Source organism: Streptococcus oralis, assembly GCF_021497885.1.
Taxonomy (GTDB): Bacteria; Bacillota; Bacilli; order Lactobacillales; family Streptococcaceae; genus Streptococcus; species Streptococcus oralis_BQ.
In genome coordinates, this window is the sequence record NZ_CP046523.1 from 1,168,428 (window position 1) to 1,188,921 (window position 20,494).

17 protein-coding genes and 1 other annotated feature are annotated in these 20,494 nt (G+C 41.6%); all 17 genes read right to left on the reverse strand.

The genetic code is table 11. The features are described from left to right. Window position 1: 1 nt before the first annotated feature. Window positions 2-1,318 carry a glycosyltransferase family 4 protein gene (locus GOM48_RS05930; protein ID WP_235096421.1) on the reverse strand — a complete coding sequence of 439 codons (1,317 nt, stop codon included), beginning with the start codon at window positions 1,316-1,318 and terminating at the stop codon, window positions 2-4. Between the two features lie 8 nt (window positions 1,319-1,326). Continuing rightward, the gene (locus GOM48_RS05935; RefSeq protein WP_235096422.1) at window positions 1,327-2,370 is read right to left on the reverse strand and encodes a glycosyltransferase family 4 protein; all 1,044 of its coding nucleotides are present in this window, start codon (window positions 2,368-2,370) and stop codon (window positions 1,327-1,329) included. Window positions 2,371-2,483: 113 nt separating this feature from the next. Continuing rightward, window positions 2,484-2,813: a metal-sulfur cluster assembly factor gene (locus GOM48_RS05940; protein WP_033585983.1), complete on the reverse strand. Its 330-nt coding sequence runs from the start codon at window positions 2,811-2,813 to the stop codon at window positions 2,484-2,486. 14 nt (window positions 2,814-2,827) lie between these two features. Beyond that, window positions 2,828-3,937: an RNA polymerase sigma factor RpoD gene (gene rpoD / locus GOM48_RS05945; RefSeq protein ID WP_000201892.1), complete on the reverse strand. Its 1,110-nt coding sequence runs from the start codon at window positions 3,935-3,937 to the stop codon at window positions 2,828-2,830. Window positions 3,938-3,939: 2 nt separating this feature from the next. Then, the gene (gene dnaG / locus GOM48_RS05950) at window positions 3,940-5,700 is read right to left on the reverse strand and encodes a DNA primase (protein ID WP_235096423.1); all 1,761 of its coding nucleotides are present in this window, start codon (window positions 5,698-5,700) and stop codon (window positions 3,940-3,942) included. A 181-nt stretch (window positions 5,701-5,881) separates the two neighbouring features. After that, window positions 5,882-6,313, reverse strand: coding sequence for a hypothetical protein (locus GOM48_RS05955; protein ID WP_235096424.1), 432 nt, complete (start codon window positions 6,311-6,313; stop codon window positions 5,882-5,884). Window positions 6,314-6,477: 164 nt separating this feature from the next. Next, window positions 6,478-7,236: an ABC transporter ATP-binding protein gene (locus tag GOM48_RS05960; RefSeq protein WP_235096425.1), complete on the reverse strand. Its 759-nt coding sequence runs from the start codon at window positions 7,234-7,236 to the stop codon at window positions 6,478-6,480. Next, the gene (locus tag GOM48_RS05965) at window positions 7,233-8,099 is read right to left on the reverse strand and encodes an ABC transporter permease (RefSeq protein WP_235096426.1); all 867 of its coding nucleotides are present in this window, start codon (window positions 8,097-8,099) and stop codon (window positions 7,233-7,235) included. Before GOM48_RS05965 ends, GOM48_RS05960 begins: the two co-directional genes overlap by 4 nt. Before the next feature lie 69 nt (window positions 8,100-8,168). After that, window positions 8,169-9,164 carry a tryptophan ABC transporter substrate-binding protein gene (gene trpX, locus GOM48_RS05970; RefSeq protein WP_173258517.1) on the reverse strand — a complete coding sequence of 332 codons (996 nt, stop codon included), beginning with the start codon at window positions 9,162-9,164 and terminating at the stop codon, window positions 8,169-8,171. A gap of 118 nt (window positions 9,165-9,282) precedes the next feature. Then, window positions 9,283-9,499: a binding site (T-box leader), on the reverse strand. Between the two features lie 101 nt (window positions 9,500-9,600). Then, a complete protein-coding gene (gene ppc, locus GOM48_RS05975) occupies window positions 9,601-12,297 on the reverse strand; it encodes a phosphoenolpyruvate carboxylase (RefSeq protein ID WP_235096427.1) in 2,697 nt (898 codons plus the stop codon). A 23-nt stretch (window positions 12,298-12,320) separates the two neighbouring features. Further along, window positions 12,321-13,544 (reverse strand): cell division peptidoglycan polymerase FtsW, encoded by a 1,224-nt coding sequence (gene ftsW, locus GOM48_RS05980; protein ID WP_061416713.1) that lies wholly within the window; start codon window positions 13,542-13,544, stop codon window positions 12,321-12,323. Between the two features lie 188 nt (window positions 13,545-13,732). After that, window positions 13,733-14,674: a peptidylprolyl isomerase PrsA gene (gene prsA, locus GOM48_RS05985; protein ID WP_235096428.1), complete on the reverse strand. Its 942-nt coding sequence runs from the start codon at window positions 14,672-14,674 to the stop codon at window positions 13,733-13,735. 65 nt (window positions 14,675-14,739) lie between these two features. Then, a complete protein-coding gene (locus GOM48_RS05990) occupies window positions 14,740-15,453 on the reverse strand; it encodes an O-methyltransferase (RefSeq protein ID WP_235096429.1) in 714 nt (237 codons plus the stop codon). Window position 15,454: 1 nt separating this feature from the next. Next, window positions 15,455-17,257 (reverse strand): oligoendopeptidase F, encoded by a 1,803-nt coding sequence (gene pepF / locus GOM48_RS05995; protein ID WP_235096430.1) that lies wholly within the window; start codon window positions 17,255-17,257, stop codon window positions 15,455-15,457. A gap of 18 nt (window positions 17,258-17,275) precedes the next feature. Beyond that, window positions 17,276-18,232: a competence protein CoiA gene (locus GOM48_RS06000; RefSeq protein ID WP_084947818.1), complete on the reverse strand. Its 957-nt coding sequence runs from the start codon at window positions 18,230-18,232 to the stop codon at window positions 17,276-17,278. Between the two features lie 74 nt (window positions 18,233-18,306). After that, complete coding sequence (locus GOM48_RS06005; RefSeq protein WP_235098749.1) at window positions 18,307-19,455, reverse strand: Card1-like endonuclease domain-containing protein; 1,149 nt, start codon at window positions 19,453-19,455, stop codon at window positions 18,307-18,309. Between the two features lie 176 nt (window positions 19,456-19,631). Next, window positions 19,632-20,492: an SAM-dependent methyltransferase TehB gene (gene tehB / locus GOM48_RS06010; protein WP_235096431.1), complete on the reverse strand. Its 861-nt coding sequence runs from the start codon at window positions 20,490-20,492 to the stop codon at window positions 19,632-19,634. Between the last annotated feature and the right edge of the window lie 2 nt (window positions 20,493-20,494).

A 20,494-nucleotide genomic window follows, 5' to 3' on the forward strand; every position in this document is an offset into this window, starting at 1 on the left:
ACTAATCTCTCCAGTAATCTCGGATGCTAGACAATTGCTCTTTAGAAGCCTTTAATATTCGTTTAGACTCCTTAACCGGAGCTGAAACAGCCTGCTGAGGTAGGTACAAAATAGTTTTTAAGAATCGCTGTGTCATAGGTTCATCTCCACGTAGTTCCTGCTCAAATTTATTTGAAATCATCGCATCGAGATAAAACTCATGAACTCGTTTCCCAAAATTCTCAGCCGAAATCTCATACAACTTATCCGCCAACTTCTGCTCATTCATATCCGGAGTGGCAATCAAGGCCTCCAAAATAGCCCCTGCTAACTCCTGTTCTCCATAATAGAGGGTTCCAAACATTTTATCACTGATCAGGTTATCAAGATAAGGATTGCCATGAGCAATGACAGGCGTTCCACTGGCTAAACTCTCTAGATAAGTTAAGCCCTGAGTTTCACTCGTAGAGGCAGAGATGAAGAAATCTGCAGCCTTATAGTACAAGGCTGTCTCGCTTGGAGCAATCATACCAGTAAAAATCACATGATCTTGGATCTGCAATTTCCCTGCTTGTTCTTTCAGGCTATCCAGATAAGGTCCGTCTCCAGCAACAACCAACTTCACCTTGTCTTCTTCTTTCAATACCTCAGCGAAGGCATTTAGAACTGCTTGGATATTCTTCTCATAAGAAATACGCGAAAGGCTCAGCAGCATTTTCTCGCCTTCCTGAATGCCTAACTTCGAACGAAGTTCTTTCAAGTTTTCCTCTTTGATCTCAGGGCGTTCAAATTTAGCTAACTCGATACCAGTAGGGATAACACGCTTTTCAACCTTGACTTTGTACTTAGATAGAAGGTCCCGCACAATTTCACTAGGACAAATCACTCCATCCACATCGTGAAGGAAGCCCCGTACCAGATATTTTACCATACTTGGCCGAATCAGCATGCCCTTAGCAATGTAATGCACATAGTCTTCATACTGGGTATGGTAGGTATGAATAACTGGAATTTTCAATTCTCTCGCAATCCAAATCCCTAACAAACCAAGTGAAAATTCAGTCTGGGTATGAATGATATCGAGTTGATACTGCTTGGCAATTTCAAGCGCCTTTGTAAAACCTCGGTAGGCAAATCGTCGATCCTTAAATGCAAAGAAAGGGACACTCGGAATTCGAATAATTTGCCAATCCTCGTATCGGTTCACGTCTTTATCAGTCGTTGTAAAGATAAAAACTGCATGCCCCTGCTTTTCAAGCTCAGTTTTCAAAGTCCGAATACTAGTCGCAACCCCGGAAACCTGAGGGAAATAGGTGTCAGTAAATAAACCAATTCGCATAAATTACCTCACTTTTTGCCCAAAGCAGCCTGTTCCCGATAAAATTTTAACCAGATTTCCAACAAATGCTCCTCAGAGTACTCTTTGGAGATCTCGCGAGCTTTTTCTTTCAAGTCTTTTAAGGCTTCCTGGTCATTCTTGTATTCTAGGATTGCTTCTCTCATCTCAGAAACATCACTTGTAGCACGATAATTCCCTTCAAGGATGACCTTATACAAGTCCAAATCCCTTAACATAATCGGCGCCTCGCAACTTGCCGCCTCTAAGATGGTCATAGGGAATAATTCGTTGTAACTTGGTAGCAAGAACAGATCCGCCATAGCATAGAGCTCCCGCATTCGCTCTGGAGGAACAATACCTGGGAAAATTAGATTTTTAGGTGGATTATCCATGATTTTTTTATAGCGTTCATAACCATCTGTCATCCCGCCAAATGAAAAACCTCCAGCCCAGATAAAAGTAATTTCTGGCAATTCCTCCGCAAGGCGGATAAAGTCATCAATTCCTTTACGTTTCTGAACCTGACCTGCACCGATAACAACAAACTGATCTTCAGCTAAATCCATTTCCTGACGAAGTTGTGCTACTTGGTCAGCTGGCAATGGATGCCATTTTTCCTTATTTACAAAGTTAGGAATATAAGTTACTTTTTCACGTGGAATACCAGCTGCCACCAAATCCTCGATAAACATGGGATTGACCACCACCAAGTGTTCCATTCGGTTGTAAAAGGAAAAAACATAGCGTTTGATAATTCCCTTTAAGAAAAATGGAATTTTCAAACTCCCCTCAAGCGTATCAGGCAAAAAATGAACATAGCCAATTTTTCTCCCCGAGCGTTTCTTTTGGAAAGTAGATAAATAATAGGGGAAATCAATGGTATGAAAGTGAGTTACATCTGCCTCTACAGGAAGATTCTCCGTAACAATCAACTGGTCTTTGGCATCTCGATGTAGGAGGCGTACCAACTCACGGTAGGCGCCTGATACTCCTTGACCAGCTACTTTTTCACTTGAACTTAGCATATTGATACGCAATTTTTCGTTTTCCATACCATTCATTATACCATTTTATTTCCAGAAAATCAGCAAAAGAAAGAAGAGACCAAAGGAAAAAGAAGGAGATTTCCTCATTTTCCAATCGTCTCTCACATTTTTCTTAGTCTTTATTTAATTCCTAGGGCGATACGTGCGTATCGGCTCATTTTTTCAACTGTCCAAGCTGGATACCAGACCAATTTGACCTCGGTGTTGGTTACCTCGGGCACATCTGTCATCGCATCGTGTATCTGGTCTGTCAAAAGGTCAGCCAATGGGCAGCCCATAGTTGTCAAGGTCATATCAATTTCAGTGTGACCTGTTTCACCATCAAAACGAATTTCATAAATCAAACCCAAATTGACAATATCAATTCCCAACTCAGGGTCGATTACTTCTTCCAAGGCGTTTAAAATACGTGTTTTAATAGCCTCAATTTGCTCTTCTGTATAAGCCATGTTCATCCTCACTCTTAATCTTCAATAAAATCACGAAGCGGTTTGCTGCGACTTGGTTGACGTAGTTTTCTCAAAGCCTTGGCCTCGATCTGACGGATACGCTCACGAGTCACGTTAAAGACTTTCCCAACATCTTCAAGAGTACGCATTTTACCATCATCTAGTCCGAAACGAAGGCGCAGAACGTTCTCTTCACGATCTGTAAGAGTATCCAAAACCTCATCCAACTGCTCACGCAAGACGATACGAGTTGTGTAGTCCACTGGATTTTCAATCACTTCGTCTTCAATAAAGTCCCCAAGATGACTATCGTCCTCTTCACCAATCGGTGTTTCAAGCGATACTGGCTCTTGGGCGATTTTTAGGATTTCACGCACCTTATCAGGTGTCATATCCATACGCTCAGCGATTTGTTCAGGAGTTGGATCTTGCCCCAATTCTTGAAGGAGATTTCGCTGTTCACGGACAAGCTTGTTAATCGTTTCAACCATGTGAACAGGGATACGAATAGTGCGGGCCTGGTCAGCGATGGCACGAGTGATTGCCTGACGAATCCACCAAGTTGCGTAAGTTGAAAACTTAAATCCTTTAGAGTAATCAAACTTGTCAACGGCCTTCATCAAGCCCATGTTTCCTTCTTGGATCAAATCCAGAAACTGCATGCCACGCCCTACGTAGCGCTTAGCAATCGAAACCACCAAACGAAGGTTGGCTTCTGCAAGACGTTGTTTGGCTTCAATATCACCAGCCTCAACTGCTAGGGCCAATTCTTTTTCCTCTTCGTTGGTCAAGAGAGGAACGACCCCGATTTCCTTCAAATACATACGGACTGGGTCATTAACCTTGGCAGAAGTTGAGCCAATCAAGTCCTCATCACTGAGTTCTGGTTCTTCTTCTGCACTAAGAACACGCGCACTTGGATTTCCTTCATTATCTGTGATAGAAATTCCAGCATCCTGAATCCGTTGCAAAAGGTCTTCAATGCCGTCTGCATCCAAAGTAAAAGGAATAACCAGACTTGAATTGATTTCGTCGTCTGTTGCTGTTCCTGTTTTTTTGTGGTTACGGATAAAGTCTGCTACTTGCACATCAAATGTGGTTACTTCTTTTTGTTTTGTTGCCATTATTACTCCATTCTTCTCTTTTGGGAAATCAATCGTTGCAATTCTTCCAAGGCTGTGTCTGTATCTCCTACATGACTAGCTTCCTGCACTTTCTTTTTAATTCTTAAGTTGTCCTTGCTAAGGAGGGCACGGTTTCGAGTCGCTTCGACTTCCGCTAGCTCTTGAGGCGACATCTCAACTGGCAAATCCAAGCTAAGCACGTGGTACCAAGCATTTTCAACCTCAGGCGTCTGATGAGAAAGCTCCTCTGAGCCGATTTCTCCCTGCTCACTTAATAATTCGTAAAGAATCTGAAATTCTGGGGTATCAAAGAAAAAATCTTCTCTTAATCGATAGTCATTCAAAACAACTGGATTCTCAGCCATCCTATAAAGGAGATGAGCCTCTGCTCTCATGACTGCTGTCAGTTGCCGCGTTACAGGTAAACTAATCGCTGCTGGAGGTTGCTCCTCTTTGACTCTTTCCTGCCTCTGAACAATCCGACTTTCATTTACTATCTGTTCTACCTGCTGGTAATCAAAAGAAGGTAGATTATCCGCCAGAATGTGGATATAAGAATTCTGGGCAGTGATAGACTTTTCTTTAGCGATTAGGGGCGCAATCTTTTCAATAAATTCGATTTGTGCCTGCAAGTTGTCACTATTTTCTGGCTTGAGCTGGTGTATATAGAACTCTATAGGACTGATCCGAGTCTTTGTTAAGAGATAAGCTAGGTCTTCAGCAGAATTCTTTTGCAAATACTCATCTGGGTCCATGGCATCAGGTACTCGAACAACCTCAACTGAGAAGTCTTTTAACTCCTCTAGAGCCTTGGCTGTTGCTGCCTGTCCTGCCTTGTCGCCATCATAGCTGAGAACAATTTTTTTGGTAAAGCGTTTGAGGTGGTCAACATGCTCCTTACTTAAGGCTGTCCCCATAGAAGCCACAGCATTTTCTATACCAGCACGGTAGGCTGCAATCACATCCATGAAGCCTTCCATCAGATAGAGCTCTGTAATCTTACCTGTTCCCTTTTTTGCCTTGTCCAAATGATACAATTCGTAACTCTTGTTAAAAATTGCAGTCGAGCGACTATTTTTGTACTTGGCAGTCTGACTATCAGTTTCCTGCCAGATACGACCTGAAAAGGCAATAACCTGCCCCTTGTCATTGGTCAAAGGAAAGATGATCCGTCCGAAAAAGGTATCATAAAACTGATTACCATCTGACAGATAAAACAAGCCAGAATCCAATAAATCCTTTTCCTCAAACTTGTCAGCCAAACGTTGATAGAGATAGGTTCTCTCTGCTGGAGCTAGCCCAATCTGAAAGTGCTTCAGAACATCATCTGTCAATCCGCGTTTGTAGAGATAAGCCCTTGCTTCTTCTCCCATCTTGGTCGTCATGAGGATGGCATGGTAAAAACGGGCAGCTTCTTCATGCATATCATATAAAGCTTGATGAGGCGAAACCTGTTGAGGACGAGACTGGACAGGCATGGCTAGTTGAATACCGACGCGCTCCCCTAAGAGCTGAACGGCTTCCATGAAGGACACGCCTTGGTATTCTTCGATGAACTTAAAAACATCTCCTGAACGACCACAACCAAAACAGTGATAAAACTGCTTGTCTTCCACAACGTTGAAAGAGGGGGTCTTCTCACCATGAAAAGGACAGAGCCCTAAATAGTTCCGTCCAGCCTTTTGTAAAGAAATCACATCTCCTATGACTTCCACAATGTTGGCATTGTTTTTGATTTCTTCAATGACTTGCTTGTCAACCATACACAATACCTCCATCTTATCATAGTTTTACGTTAACTAGTATAACTTATTTCTGAAAAAAAGTAAACCATTTCATACGCTTTACATGAGACTATTTCATAAGTTTACAACTATCATGAAAAACTGAATCTTCTGAGCAAATCATTCTAATATTTGAAAGAAAAACAAAAGAAATAAAATCCTATTTCACTTGATCTTCGAGATTATTTTTCAATATTCTGCTAATATACTGACCATCTTTTCTACTAATACAAGCCGTTGCAAAAGTCATAGGTGCTATATAAACTTCTCCTCTATACGATGGGTCGGTCAATACAGGCATAGAATAATAGGCGTTCTTTTTATTTTTAAGGTCAATAAACCATTTACCTCCTAGGTGCTTACGGAAGGTCTCACCGATATAAACAGTCAAATAATCCAACATCTTTCGGTCTGCTATCAAAGCATGGTGGTCATCGTAGTGAGCCAAGATCCAAGCCTCCAAATCATCCAAAGACTGCATGCTATAGTCTAAATGAAGGCCTTGTTCCTCAGCAAACTCCCTAGTAAAATAGTCCATCTTAAATCCAATTTGAAAAATCCATTCTTGAAAATCTTCTTGTGTGTAAGCCATATTTTTATCTCCTTACTTTTATCAATGTTTAAGATTCTTATACTGATTATACTCCAAAGTAAAACTGATGAATAGGAAAAAACAGTAATATTTAAAATTCACCAAAAAACTTAGAAGCAAAAGCCTACTTCTAAGTTTTTAAGGATGCTTGATTTAAAAATTATCTACTCAAAAAGTTGATAGTAATCGGAAATTTTCATCTTAGCTTTTTCTTCTTTATTGAGGTCTTGGATAATACGACCTTCCTTCATGACAATCAGACGGTTTCCATACTTCAGTGCATCTTCCATATGGTGGGTAATCATCAAGGCTGTCAGATGATCCTTGCTGACAAAGTCATCTGTTAGTTCCATCAAGGCCACACTTGTTTTTGGGTCAAGAGCTGCTGTGTGTTCATCCAACAAGAGCAACTCTGGTCGCTTCAAGGTTGCCATCAAGAGACTCAAGGCCTGACGTTGTCCACCTGATAGAAACTCAATCGGAGTATCTAGATGCTTTTCAAGACCATTTCCCACTTTTTCAATGGTAGCCTGAAACTCCTCCCGGTGACTTAATAGCCTTCTGGGAAGGAGTCCTCTCTTCTCACCACGAAACTTGGCAATCAAGAGATTTTCCGCTACCGTCATACGAGGAGCCGTACCCATCTTAGGATCCTGAAAGACACGAGACAAGTACTTGGCCCGCTTTTCAGGTGAAAAATGTGTCACATCCTCCCCCATGATACGGATACTTCCACTTGTTAAAGGTAAGGTACCTGCAATAGTGTTAAAAAGCGTTGACTTCCCTGCTCCATTTCCACCTAGTATGGTAATGAAATCATGTTCGAAAATTTCAAGAGAAACATCATTCAGAATGATTTTTTCCTCGTCAAAGCCATTCGTGATGACTTTGGTAGCATTTTTTAATTCTACAATTGCTGTCATTTGCTAAACTTGACTCCTTTCAGGTATTTGCTTTTGAAGGTTGGAATCATGAGACAAGCTGCCAAAATCAAGGCGCTGTACAAACGAAGATAACTTGTATTAAACCCAAGAGCAATTACTCCCCAAACGAGGAACTGATAAGCGATAGAGCCAACGACGATGGTCATGAGGCGCTCTGCCAGAGTCAAACTCTTAAACAAAACCTCACCAATAATCAAGCTGGCAAGCCCTACGACGATTACTCCAATTCCTCGAGACACATCTGCGTATCCTTCTTGTTGAGCAATTAAGGCTCCTGCAAGCGCTATAATCCCATTTGAGAGAACCAAGCCCATGAGTTCCATACGTCCCGTATTGATACCAAAGCTACGAGCCATATCAGGATTGTCACCTGTAGCGATGTATGCCTGACCTAGTTTGGTATCTAGGAAAAAGAGCATAAGGCCAATAACAAGAGCTACAAAGATTAATCCAGTCAAGAGTTGGTTAAGGTCTGAATCAAAAGGCAAGACATCCTGAATTTGCTTGGTTCCAAGAAGCCCCAGATTAGCACGCCCCATAATCATGAGCATGATGGAATGGCAAGAAGTCATGACCAGAATCCCTGATAAGAGAGTTGGAATTTTTCCTTTGGTATATAAGAGACCTGTCGCCATACCAGCTAGACATCCCGCTCCTACTGCGGCTAGGGTTGCTAAAAATGGATTGATTCCCTGTGTTATCAAGGTTACAGCTACTGCTCCCCCTAGAGGAAAAGAGCCTTCAGTAGTCATATCAGGGAAATTCAAAATTCGGAAAGTCATAAAGATTCCCAAACCTAGAATCGCCCAGACCATCCCCTGTGAAATAATGGATACTATCATAATCTTTCACTCATTTCTTTCTTTCTTTAGTAAAAATGGGAGGAGATGTCCCCAACTCCTCCTTTATCTTTATTCAATCACTTGTCCTGCTTCTTTTAGAACAGACTCAGGAATGGTGATACCAAGTTCCTGCGCTAGTTTTTTGTTAATCACTGACTTACCAGTTGAGAAGACATTAACTGGCGTATCAGCTGGTTTTTCACCTTTCAAAACTTTGGCAATCATTTTACCAGTAGCCACTCCAAGATCGTGTTGGTCAACTACTACAGATGCTAATCCACCTGCTTCTACCATGGCAGTGGCACTTGGGTAGATTGGCTTTTTAGCTGTTTGGTTGCTTGAAACAACTGTTGAGAATGCTGATGCGATGGTGTTGTCAATTGGAACCCAAATCGCATCGACCTTGCTTGTCATGACATTAACTGTTGAAGCAATTTCGTTAGTCGAAGGAACAGCAAATGTTTCGACTGTCAAACCTGCTTTTTCAGCATAAGCCTTGAATTCTTCCACCTGTGTTTTTGAGTTATCTTCGCTACTTGAGTAAAGAGCTCCGATTGTTTTGACATTTGGTGTGAGAGTTTTTATCAACTCTACTTGTTGTTCAGCTGGGTTATGATCTGACACCCCTGTGATGTTGCCACCTGGTTTTTTCAAATCTTTGACCAAGTTAGCACCGATTGGGTCTGTAATAGCAGCCATGATAACAGGTAGATCTTTTGTAGCACTAGCGAGTCCTTGAGCAGCTGGTGTCGCAATCCCAACAACAACGTCATTTCCATTTGCTACCAATTGTTTACTCATGGTTGCAACCTTGCTCTGATCACCTTCAGAGTTCATAAAGTCTATTTTTACTTGGTCGTCCTTATAACCTTCTTCAGCTAGTCCATCTTGAATCCCCTGATATATCAAGTCTAAAGATGGGTGGCTAACAAACTGAAGGACACCAACCTTAGCAACCTTTTGCTCCACCTTAGCTGCTGGCTTGTTCATAGATGAATAGATCAAACTAGCCACCACCAATACTGCTAATCCAGCGACAATTCCAATCAAACGTTTATTTTTCATTTTTCTTTCTCCTTAATTCTTTTACCTTAACTTTTTAAATCACATCATCAAGCGATGCCATCGTTTAAATTCCAATATCTTTCCTCCCCATAGAAAAAGTCCTCACACAAAAAACTTGTGTGAGGACGTCGATGCGCGGTGCCACCTCAATTATAGGGAATATCCCTATCGCTCTTTCTCGCAATAACGAGTTGCACTGTAAGGTGTGCTCACCGAATTTTTATGATTTCAAATTCTTAAGTACATTCAGCCCAATTTTCATCACTTTCATTTATCTGTTTCCACCAACCACAGATTCTCTAAAAAATGAGCATGATTACTTTCTGAATGTTTAAATTATATCATTTTTCAACTACTTGTCAAGCTTATTTTTAGAATTTTTTAAACTATTCAAAAACTTCCCCTTCCCCTAGAAAAAGAGGAAGTTTAGAAAATATCAACCTGAATTACGCAAACCTGTTGCAATTCCGTTAATGGTTGTATGGATCAGTTTTTCTTCGTCAGCTGACAATTCGCCGCGACGTTGACGTTTGATCAACTCCAACTGGATGTAGTTCAGGATATTAAAGTAAGGCATACGATAGTTTAGACTGTCTTTTAGGTAAGAGTTTTCTGCCAAGAGTTCGTCATAACCTTCGATAGCTAAAATGACGTCCTTAGTCAACTGCCATTCATCTAAAATAGTGTAGTAGATAGCCTGCACTTCTTCATCTTCACAGAGCTTGGCATATTCGAAGGCAATGTTCATATTAGACTTAGACAAGACCATGTCTACATTGGAAAGCAGAGATTGGAAGAAAGGCCAGTTTTGGTACATATCACGAAGGATCTCAATATTATCAGGATCTTGATCAATAAATTCTTTGAAGCTTGAACCCACGCCATACCATCCAGGGAACATGACACGGCTTTGTGACCATGAGAAGACCCAAGGGATGGCGCGCAAACCACCGATTTCAGTGATGGTCTTACGAGCTGCTGGACGCGAACCGATATTGAAGCTTGAAATAGCCTTAATCGGACTAGACTCAAAGAAATAGTCATAGAAATGTTCATTTCCAAAGACCAAATCACGGTAGATATCGTAGCTGCGGTCCACTACTTGGTCCATGATAGCTTCATAACGATTTGATGTGTTAGTATCACTCTTCTTCTTGGTAATCATACGGTTAATGGCTGCAGAAACCAACATCTCAAGGTTATAATAAGCAGCGTCTTTGTTACCGTATTTGTTTCCAATCACTTCTCCCTGCTCAGTCAGACGGATGCGGTCTTTGATAGACTTGAGTGGTTGGGATGTGATAGCTTCATAAGTTGGGCCACCACCACGGCCCACGGTACCACCACGACCGTGGAAGAAAGTAACCTTAACGCCAAATTCGTCACCGATAGCAGTCAGTTGCTGTTGAGCTTTATATAGAGTCCAACATGATGACAGGTAACCACCGTCCTTGTTACTATCAGAGTAGCCAAGCATGATTTCCTGATAGTTATCTTTTGAAGCAATCCATTTTTTAGCCAAAGGAAGAGAGAAATATCTTCTCATGGTTTCTTCTGAGTGATCCAAGTCCTCGATCGTTTCAAAGAGAGGAACAATCTGAACGCGGGCTTTTTGGTCATCCACCAAGCCGACTTCCTTAAGCATAATGGCTAGTTCTAGCATATCAGACACGCTGGTTGCATGAGAGATGATGGTTTGACGGATGACGTTTTCACCTAATTTATCCTTCAACTTGCGAGCGGCTTTAAAGATAGATAGTTCTTTCTCAAGTAGTTCTGACTTTTCAGCATGAGTGGCTGAGAGGATACGAGGATCTTCTTCCAACTCTTTTAAGAGAAGGGCGCATTTTTCGTCTTCAGAAAGGTCACTATAATGGTCGTTGATACCTGCGGATGCTAACAATTCTGCGACACAAGCTTCGTGGACACTAGAATCTTGGCGCATGTCGATAGAGGCAAGATAGAAGCCAAAGATTTCAACCGCCTGCATCAACTCGACAAATTCTCCTGAAATCAGGTACTCACCTTTGTTCTCTAATAGAGAATCTCGGATGGCTAACAAGTCTTGGTAGAATTCATCTGCAGTGGCATATCTTGGATGAACATCCTTGTCTTCGATAAGATAGGTCTTGGTTGCCTGCATCTTAGCTTGGATGTCAAAGAGGGCACGACGATAGAGTTCTTTTTCACGATAAATGGAATTATCTTGAGACTTGAGCGCCATCTCACGAACCTTGTCACTAACATTCACAATACTGGTTGAAAGTGAGAATTCACGATAGAGGTTATAAATCTTCTCATCATAGTAGTTCATGATGACTTCACACTGAGTCAAGGCTGATTTGTTGAGGGTTTCAGCAGTTACGAAAGGATTTCCATCACGGTCTCCTCCAATCCACATCCCCATGGTAATCGGTTTTGGATGTTGGAGCTCGATACCTTGTTCCTTAGCTAGTTTCTTATACTCAGCCGTCAAACGTGGAACAGCATTCAAGAAAGAACTTTGATAGTACTCCATCACGTTAGTGATTTCGTTGGTTACCTTCAATTTCTTCTCGCGAATCATGTCCGTTTGCATGATAATCTCAATATAACGACGAAGATCTGTGTGCCATTTTTCTTTGTTGATCAAGCCTAGTTTGACATCACGGTACTTCCGTAAGAGTGTATGGATGTGATTGGTTAAATCCAGCATACTCTTACGTTGTACTTGCGTTGGATGGGCCGTCAAAACTGGAACTACATTCAGCTGCTCCAAAATTGCAGCCGCGTTTTCTTTTTCAGCCACCATCTTAATGGTTGTTGACAGTTTTCCTAGATAGTCTTGGTCCACATTATTTTGGTGATTGATCTCATAAGCCAAATCCACATCTTCAGAGATATTGATCAAGAGTGGAAGGATTGAGAAATAGCGAGAAATATAGATCATTTCCTCGTTTGAAAGGCTGGTCACCAATTTATTGAGTCCTTGATAGTTTTCGCTTGTAGACAAATCCTTCAACTGCATGATTTTATCAAAGGTCTCAGGCGCAAGCATATTTTTTGTGATGTCTTCTAATAGCTCTGTCAAAATCAAGACTTCCTCTTGGACGACGGCTTTATTGCTATAGTTTTCTAATTTTTGAAGTGACATAAACTTTCCTTTCCATTCAATCCTTATAGAGTAACAGAAGTCTGACCTTCGAATTCTCTGATAAGTTTGGCACGTTTTTCGCTGGCATCGATATTTAATACAAAGGCAATGGCTACAGATAAGACCAGAAGACTATTCCCCCCTTGTGAAAGGAAGGGGAAGGTTACCCCTGTAGAAGGAATCAAACCGGAAATTCCACCGATATTGACAAAGACCTGAACAAGGATCATCCCTCCGACACCGATAGCAACCATCGAGTTAAAGGGATCCTTAGCTCGAATACCGACTAAGATAATTCTCAAAATCAAGAAGAAGAGAAGTGCCAAAATCATACCCGCTCCTACAAATCCAAATTCCTCGATGACGATTGAAAAGACGAAATCCGTATGTGCTTCTGGCAAATAACCACGTTTCTCAATGGAATTTCCTAATCCAAGTCCAAACCAGCCACCATTTACCATTGCATAGTAGGAATTTGCGAGCTGGTGTCCTGCACCCGCCAAGTCATTAAAGGGATTAAAGAAGGCACTAAAACGTTTAGCAACGTAACCAAATACAGGAATTTGAGAGAACTTTTCAACCCCAACAAGACGAATGACAGACAAGACTAAAATGGAACTTCCTGCTAAGAGAGTCAGTATAGTCGAGAACCAACGATAGGCAATTCCACTGACAGTGTACATAAGCAGCGACACCAAGACCAGAATGGTCGCATTCCCCAAGTCAGGGAAAATTCCCAAACTACCAATCAAAACTAGTAAAACGAAACGCCAGTCATTAAAAGCTCGAGGTAACCACTGATTCTGAGTCAAGACTTGGAAGTCGTAAACAGCTATCTCATCTTGCTGTTTTGAGAATCGATGGGCTAGGTACCAAATAATGATAATCTTAAGATACTCTGCAGGCTGAATCGTTACAGGTCCTACAGAAATCCAACCGTAGGCACCATTGACTGGGGTTCCAATTAGCCGAGCCAAAGCTAGGAGAATCATCTCTACAAACATAACGATAAAAATCAAGCGTTCATTTCTTAAAAAACCAAGTTTCAGTTTATAAATTAAGGCAATCAAAACCAAACTAACTACCCAAAACATTCCTTGGTTCCGAGCTAACTGAAGAGCACTTTTCCCTTCTTGGATCAAGGTAGCACTCGTCGTTGAGTAAACAACAATTAGACCCAAAATCGATAAAAGGAGGTAAGGAATCAAAATGGAATAGTTCAATAGGTGCCTTTTACTAATTTTCATATGTCACCAATCTAATAGAAACAGAGAAAACTGTTCCTAATTCCGTTTTATTTTCTAGTTTTGATTGCTATTATACCATTTTTTCAGAAAGAAAAAAACTCTTATCCTCCAATCCTTCGAATTTTGCTATTTTGCCGAAACTGATCACAAAAAATACAAACTTCAAGACAAAGTTTGTATTTTCTTTTTTATTCTGCTGATGAGCTACTGCTTGAGTTTGAGTCTGCACCACCAACGTATTGGGCAAAGATATTTTGGAAAACAGGATCTTTCACTTTAATATTTGCAGCTTGGAATTCTTTTCCGATAACGCTCTGAACGAAAGATGAATCGTTTTGTTTCTGCGTCAAAATGACTGTTTTTAATTTTTCTTTGTAATCATCTAGGTTTGATGATTTTTCTGTTTTCTTGGTTAGCTTAATAATGTAGTATTGGGTACTGTAGGCTTGTGTTCCAGTCGCTGTGATAACATCAGAGACACCATTCACATCCAAGGCAAAGGCCGCCTTCTTGACTTGTTCTGGAAGTTCTGTTGAAGCAGAGTCAAAAGTGATTTCGCCACCATTTTCTTTTGTCTTGTCATCATTTGAGTTGTCTTTTGCCAACTGAGCAAAATCAGCTCCTGCTGCTTTTGCTTTTTCAAGCACTTCTTTGGCCTTGTCTTCATTATCCATACGGATGATCTGAGCTGTCACATCTGGTGTATAAGACTCAAAAGCTTTTTGGTAAGCTTCGTCTGTTAACTCGCTCTCAGCAGCTTTCTTAACTGCCAATTCGACCAACTTACTTGTGCGAATTTGAGCTTTACGAGTCTCAGGAGTCATACCCGCACGTGAAAGAACATTTTGATAACTGTCACCGTATTTCTTCTGCTCTTCAGCAACAGCATCATCCACCTCTTTGTCAGTCACTTCTGAACCATATTGTTTTTCAAAAACTTTTTCAATGGCCATATTAAGCAAAACTTGTTGCGCAGTTGGGTTATTTTTGACTTGTTCATAAAATTGGTGTTCAGTGACGACATCACCCTTCATGCTGATGAGGTCAGCTCCTTCAGAACTTTTTGAACAAGCAGCCAAAGTCGCTACAGATAATAAGGTAATGGCTCCTGCCAATAGTTTTTTCTTCATGTTTACTCCTTTTATGGTAAGTTACCTTCTCTATTTTACTAAATTGTCTTAAATTTTTCTAAAAATCATTCACTCTCAGGAAGCTGCACATCTGCTACATTTTTTCTCAGCATGAGAATGCCGTCCCCAAGTGGAACTAGAGTCGCTGTTAGACCTAGATTGTCTAAAGTTGCGTCAAAAAGTCTTTGCAAACCTTTATAAATGGTGCGTTGACCCCGGCGGACTTCCATGATATCCTTGGCAACATCGCCCCCTTGGAAAATATCATCCAAGACCACCACTCCACCGACTTCCAAATGTTTAAGGATTTCAGGCAGAAAGACGATATACTTGGACTTGGCCGAATCCATAAAGACAAAATCATAGGTTTCTGTCAAGGTTGATAGGACATCGACTGCATCTCCCTCTATGAGAGTGATTTGCTTACGACTGTCAAACTGAGCAAAGTTTTCCTTGGCAAAGCCGATCATCTCAGGATTACGGTCAATCGTTGTAATCTTAGCAGTTGGCGCATGTTCCGCCATCAGGAGGGCAGAAAAACCAATTGCCGTTCCAATCTCCAAAATGTTCTTGGGCTGCATGGTTTCCATGAGAAAACGGAAATAAGCAACTGTTTCATGAGGAATGATGGGAATATTTTCCTTGCGAGCGAAGATCTCCAATTCTTTCAAGGAACCTGTCACCTGCTTTTGACGTTGACGCATAAACTCTACGATTTCTTCCTTGACGACGGGACGTCGCATATTGTGATTGGCATTTTTACTATAGGACTCTACCATCTTAAGCTAGTCCCAATTTTTCAACTAGGGCTTCAAACTCGTTCAAGCGACGTTCAAAGACTGCAAAGGCGTCGTTGAGGTAGTCTTCCTTCTCCATATCAACACCCGCTTTTTTCATGACATTGAGTGGATAGTCTGACTTGCCTGCTTTGAGATAGTCGATATAGCGGTCACGGTCTTCTTGACTACCATGGACAATCTTTTCAGCCAAGGCTGAAGCAGCTGCAAAACCAGTTGAATATTGATAAACATAGTAGTTATAGTAGAAATGTGGAATGCGCGCCCACTCGTATTGGATCTGAGGATTGTCTTCCTTGCTGAGTCCATAGTACTCTTGGTTCAAGTCAGCGTAGAGTTTATTGAGGAAATCACTTGTCAAGACTTCTCCATTTTGGTCTGCTTGGTGGATGGCATGTTCAAACTCAGCGAATTGAGTTTGACGGAAGACTGTTCCACGGAAACCATCTAGGAAGTTATTGAGAATAGCAAAGCGAGTTGCATCGTCTTCCACTTCCTCCAATAATTTCTCTGTCAAGATATTTTCGTTTGTGGTTGAGGCAATCTCAGCCAAGAAAATGGAGTAATCTCCGTAAACATAAGGTTGGGTTTCACGAGTATAGCTAGAATGCATACTGTGACCTGTTTCATGGACAAGGGTAAAGAGATTGTCTAGATTGTCCTGCCAATTGAGAAGCATAAAGGCATTGGTATCATAAGAACCACCAGAGTAGGCACCAGAACGCTTGCCTTGATTTTCATAGACATCAATCCAGCGCTCTCCGAAAGCACGTTTGACACGGCTCAAGTAGTCGTCACCTAAAACTGCCAAAGCTTCTTCTGCCTTTTTCAAGGCTTCTTCGTAGGTAAAGCTATAATCTACTGACGAAAGTGGTGTGTAGACATCGTACATCTTGAGATCAGAAATACCCAAGATTTTAGAACGAAGTTCTAGGTATCGATGCAAGAGTGGCAAATGCTTGCGAACTGCTGCTACTAGATTGTCATAGACACTTTCTGGAACAAAGTTTGCTGCGAGGGCTGCATGACGAGCACTCTTATAGTTGCGAACTTTGGCACGGTAGTTTTGCACCTTAACATTTGTCTGCAAAGTCTTAGCATAAGTGTGTTGGAATTGCTCATAAGTCGCATAGAGGGCTTCATAGGCTCCACGACGCACTTCACGGTTTTTAGACTCCATCAAACGGATGTAAGTACCGTGTGAGAGTTGCACTTCATTGCCTTCGTCATCAAGGACATATGGGAAGCTAATATCCGCATTGTCCAAAATAGCGAAGGTTTCACTAGCAGCGCCAAAGATTTCTCCTGCGCCAGCAAGCAATTCTTCCTCACGTTGCGAAAGAACATGGTCTTTCTTTTGCAAGAGCTTGTCAAAAAAGTGCTTGTAAACTTGGAGTTTTGGTTGAGCTTCTAGGAAGGCCGCATACTGCTCTTCGCTAATCTCCATAAACTCAGGTTCATAGAATGAAAAGGCTTGTTCTAACTGACTGTACAGGGTCATAGCCTTGGCATAGTACTCTTGATACTTGGCTTCACGCGTGTCCTGGTCATTTTTCATATGCGCGTAGACATAAAGCTTTTCAACTTGGCGTTCCAAGTCAAGTGAGAATTCTGTAATCTCAAGCAAACTGTCTGCGCTGTCCAAGAGATGCCCCTCATACTGGGCTGCTGTTTGTACTTTTTCAGTTAAATCTTTCAAGGCTTCTTCCCAAGCCTGATCTGTTGGGTAGATTGTCGAAAGATCCCATGTATCTTTTTCATTTATTTCATGTCGTTGTAATACCATAAGATTCCTCCATCCTTTCTATTTTACCACATTTTTTGAGAAATATAAGTGATAAAAGGCTGGTGGATAGAGCTTTTGGCGATTATTTTTCGGATTTTTTTGATAGTAAGTCTGAAAATTTCTATAATAGCTAGTCAAATCCGTTTCAATCTGTAAAAAATCACCTGATGCTATCGGTCTGACCTGGGGATACCAGTCGCCTAGTTGACGGTTTAATAGATTGTCTCCTTGATGATAGGCTTCCTCCTGTTTCTTCATCCAGTAAGGTGTTTGGTAGTACAACTGCTGGCGAATGTAGTGACAGATAGTGGAATCTTGTACAACTTCAAAACGAGGCAGTTTTTGTTTCTGATAAGGAAATCTTAGAATTTCCAAGAGATTTCCTTGGCCAAAGGGAAATTCCTTGACCTGAAAATGAAGCTTGCCACGTAGGTCCTGATGTAAAAGGTATTTTAGTCTCAGAACTTGCTTTTTGAGATCCAGTTCCCAAACATAGAAACCCATATTTTGACTAAAATAGAGAAATCCCCTTTGCAGTTGTGTAAGTCGCTCTTTTAACCAGAGTTTTTCTCCCAGTAGCCAGATAACTTGGTAGCCCTGACTGCGGTATCCTTGGCTTCTACCGCCTAAAAGCTTTTGAGACAAGGGACTGCACTGAACCTCCAGAGCTAGTTTCTCATTGACGAGAACATCCGCTATCTGCTGAATCTCGGGTAGACTATACTCTAAGGAGACTTGATTGTCCTTCTTGGCCCAGTGATAAAGGGCCTCTTTGTTGCCCAAGTGTTCTGGACTTTCATTTTCAAAAATAGCGATACAATCTCTTAACCTTTCATGGGCAAAATGCGTTCGAATACTCTGTCCTTGTCGTAATCGTAGTCCACCACCACAGCTTGGACAAGTATAAGCTTGCTTGGTCACATCTTTTTCGAGGGCATTCACCAATTTTCCCTTGACATCTCTGGCTACAAACATGGTCTACCTCCTTTTCTCATTTATTCGAAAAAAAAATAAAAAAGACTGGAATTCCAGCCTTTCATATTGTTTTTTTACCTTTTAAATCTCTTAGAGTATTTTTTTAGCATGGGAATGAGATTGGAAATCTGCTCACTTCTAATGACCAGCACGCCGTATTCCTGACAGCGATTGGCATAAACCGGATTGATTTTCCCCGTACAGACAATCAACTTGAGGCAACTCTCTCCAGCGAAATGATTGGCATAGACTTCTAGCTCATTGATGGCTTCAACTGATAAATCTGTCATCTTGCAAGAGATAAAGGTAATCGAGCGTCCCTTTCTCAGAATGACATCAATCTCGTTTTGAACATTGTCTGCCTCTGGAAAGATGCCATTCCAATCAATCTCAGCACCTATCATGCACTCATCAAACAGCTGAGATTCGAGCGCCAAGAGATAGAGATACACCTCTAAAATATGCCCTTTGTTGCGACAAAAGACTTGAGCTTCTTGACTTGGAAAGCTGTAGCTTACACACTCCTTGTCCTCGCTTTCAATACGAAGCATCCCCGCTTCTACTAGTAAGGGGATCAGGGATTCTGGATAGTGATAATACTTGCCGTTGTTATCCAGTATTTTTTCGGTCTCAGCATGAAGGTCATTGGTCTTAGCTAGAGAAAAAAATTGGGTTACTTGATACCAGCGTGCGGGATTGGCAATAGCTGAGCTGGCTAATTTTTTGATGGCAGCAATTTGCTGAGCTGAGTGGATAGGGCGTTTGGATTTGAGCATTTTTCCACCACGCAAGGCTATCAACTGTTGGATGCTTAGGGTTGGAATGTCCAAGTCTTCTTTTTCCAACTGACTAGCTGTCCACTTGTATTGTTTGCCCCGCTCGACATCCATGGCAACGATGGGAAGGTGGCGATCCAAGCCGTATTGATAGAGGGATAAGGCTAGTAGTGAATCTCCGCCAAATACATCAAGGACAACTTGGTCATAGCCTGCTAGACAATAATCTAACTGATCAGACATCTGTTCTAAGGATAGTTGACGAAAGGTCACTCGTTGGATATGGGGAACCTCATCCAAGATAAAATGGCGCAGTGAAAGTTTATCGTTATTACTTATTTTCGTCAAAGATAGAAAGAGAATCTCGTCACAGTCACTGACAAAGGCTTGGTAGACATTCTTTTCCAATACATGCCGATCATACAATTCCACCAAAAGACTCGCCATTGGATCACCTCCATCATCTACAACTGCTTGCGCTGAGAGTGACAGCAATACAGCTCTACTGCTCAGATTTCCTACTTCTAGTATAGCATAAAATTCTGTTCGCCCCAATCAACCAACGCAAACAAATCGAATAGAAATCTTGCAAAGTGGTTTCTATTCGCTTGGATAGGTTTGATTTACTTGATTTTTTTGGCTAACATAGTCGCAAAGCGTAGTTGAATGCGATTGCCATTTTCATCACGACGGTGCAGATGTCCTGGATTTTCATTATACTTGACCAATTCCCAATCCTTGTAGTAGTCCGCCAACTCCCCTTCTTTAAAGGTGAATGGGAAGTTGACTGAGCAAGGATAATCCTCCGTATCCATGGCACAGACGATAAGATTGTAACCACCGACTGTGGTGTGCTCCTGCATATTTTGGATAATAGCTGGAATGCGGTCCGCTTGTAGGAACATCAGAACAACTGTCGATACGATGAAATCATAGGCTTGCCCAATGCTGGCTGAATTAATATCGTATAGTCCGACAGGCATGTCTAGATCCTCTTGCTCTACGATGCTTTGCAAGATTTCAAGGGACAATTCATTTTGATCCACAGCTGTCACATCAAAACCATTCTGTGCGAGAAAGAGAGAATTACGGCCTTGACCACAACCCAAATCCAAGGCTCTTCCTGGTTTCACCGTCTGCACAGCCTCTAGGACCTCTGAATGGACTGGATTGGTCTGGTACTTCTTAGAAAAGTAATCCTCGGGCCTACAATAAAACTCCAGGTACCACTCTACATCATCTGTTGCAGCCTCTACTCGGTGCCAGACTTGCGGTTGCGCCATGGGATTGTCTGCTCCTGCCTCAAAGAGGTGCTCAGCTAGAACCTCACCATCTTCAGTCAACTCAATAAACTTGAGTGTCCCCTTCAAGACAGTGATTTTTCCCCAAGTCCCGACCTTGGTATTGTGTTTCTGCTGGACAATTTCTGGCATGGTCTGTTTATTCCATAAGGGCATCCGTTTATAGGCAATTAGTTTTTCCATTA

What these genes read in the sequence shown, in the direction of transcription:
- GOM48_RS05955 (WP_235096424.1), bottom strand. Translation starts at nt 6,313, where the DNA reads ATGGCTTACACACAAGAAGATTTTCAAGAATGGATTTTTCAAATTGGA.
- GOM48_RS05940 (WP_033585983.1), bottom strand. Translation starts at nt 2,813, where the DNA reads ATGGCTTATACAGAAGAGCAAATTGAGGCTATTAAAACACGTATTTTA.
- GOM48_RS05960 (WP_235096425.1), bottom strand. Translation starts at nt 7,236, where the DNA reads ATGACAGCAATTGTAGAATTAAAAAATGCTACCAAAGTCATCACGAAT.
- ppc (WP_235096427.1), bottom strand. Translation starts at nt 12,297, where the DNA reads ATGTCACTTCAAAAATTAGAAAACTATAGCAATAAAGCCGTCGTCCAA.
- GOM48_RS06000 (WP_084947818.1), bottom strand. Translation starts at nt 18,232, where the DNA reads ATGTTTGTAGCCAGAGATGTCAAGGGAAAATTGGTGAATGCCCTCGAA.
- dnaG (WP_235096423.1), bottom strand. Translation starts at nt 5,700, where the DNA reads ATGGTTGACAAGCAAGTCATTGAAGAAATCAAAAACAATGCCAACATT.
- trpX (WP_173258517.1), bottom strand. Translation starts at nt 9,164, where the DNA reads ATGAAAAATAAACGTTTGATTGGAATTGTCGCTGGATTAGCAGTATTG.
- GOM48_RS06005 (WP_235098749.1), bottom strand. Translation starts at nt 19,455, where the DNA reads ATGGCGAGTCTTTTGGTGGAATTGTATGATCGGCATGTATTGGAAAAG.
- tehB (WP_235096431.1), bottom strand. Translation starts at nt 20,492, where the DNA reads ATGGAAAAACTAATTGCCTATAAACGGATGCCCTTATGGAATAAACAG.
- GOM48_RS05930 (WP_235096421.1), bottom strand. Translation starts at nt 1,318, where the DNA reads ATGCGAATTGGTTTATTTACTGACACCTATTTCCCTCAGGTTTCCGGG.
- prsA (WP_235096428.1), bottom strand. Translation starts at nt 14,674, where the DNA reads ATGAAGAAAAAACTATTGGCAGGAGCCATTACCTTATTATCTGTAGCG.
- pepF (WP_235096430.1), bottom strand. Translation starts at nt 17,257, where the DNA reads ATGGTATTACAACGACATGAAATAAATGAAAAAGATACATGGGATCTT.
- GOM48_RS05965 (WP_235096426.1), bottom strand. Translation starts at nt 8,099, where the DNA reads ATGATAGTATCCATTATTTCACAGGGGATGGTCTGGGCGATTCTAGGT.
- rpoD (WP_000201892.1), bottom strand. Translation starts at nt 3,937, where the DNA reads ATGGCAACAAAACAAAAAGAAGTAACCACATTTGATGTGCAAGTAGCA.
- ftsW (WP_061416713.1), bottom strand. Translation starts at nt 13,544, where the DNA reads ATGAAAATTAGTAAAAGGCACCTATTGAACTATTCCATTTTGATTCCT.
- GOM48_RS05990 (WP_235096429.1), bottom strand. Translation starts at nt 15,453, where the DNA reads ATGGTAGAGTCCTATAGTAAAAATGCCAATCACAATATGCGACGTCCC.
- GOM48_RS05935 (WP_235096422.1), bottom strand. Translation starts at nt 2,370, where the DNA reads ATGGAAAACGAAAAATTGCGTATCAATATGCTAAGTTCAAGTGAAAAA.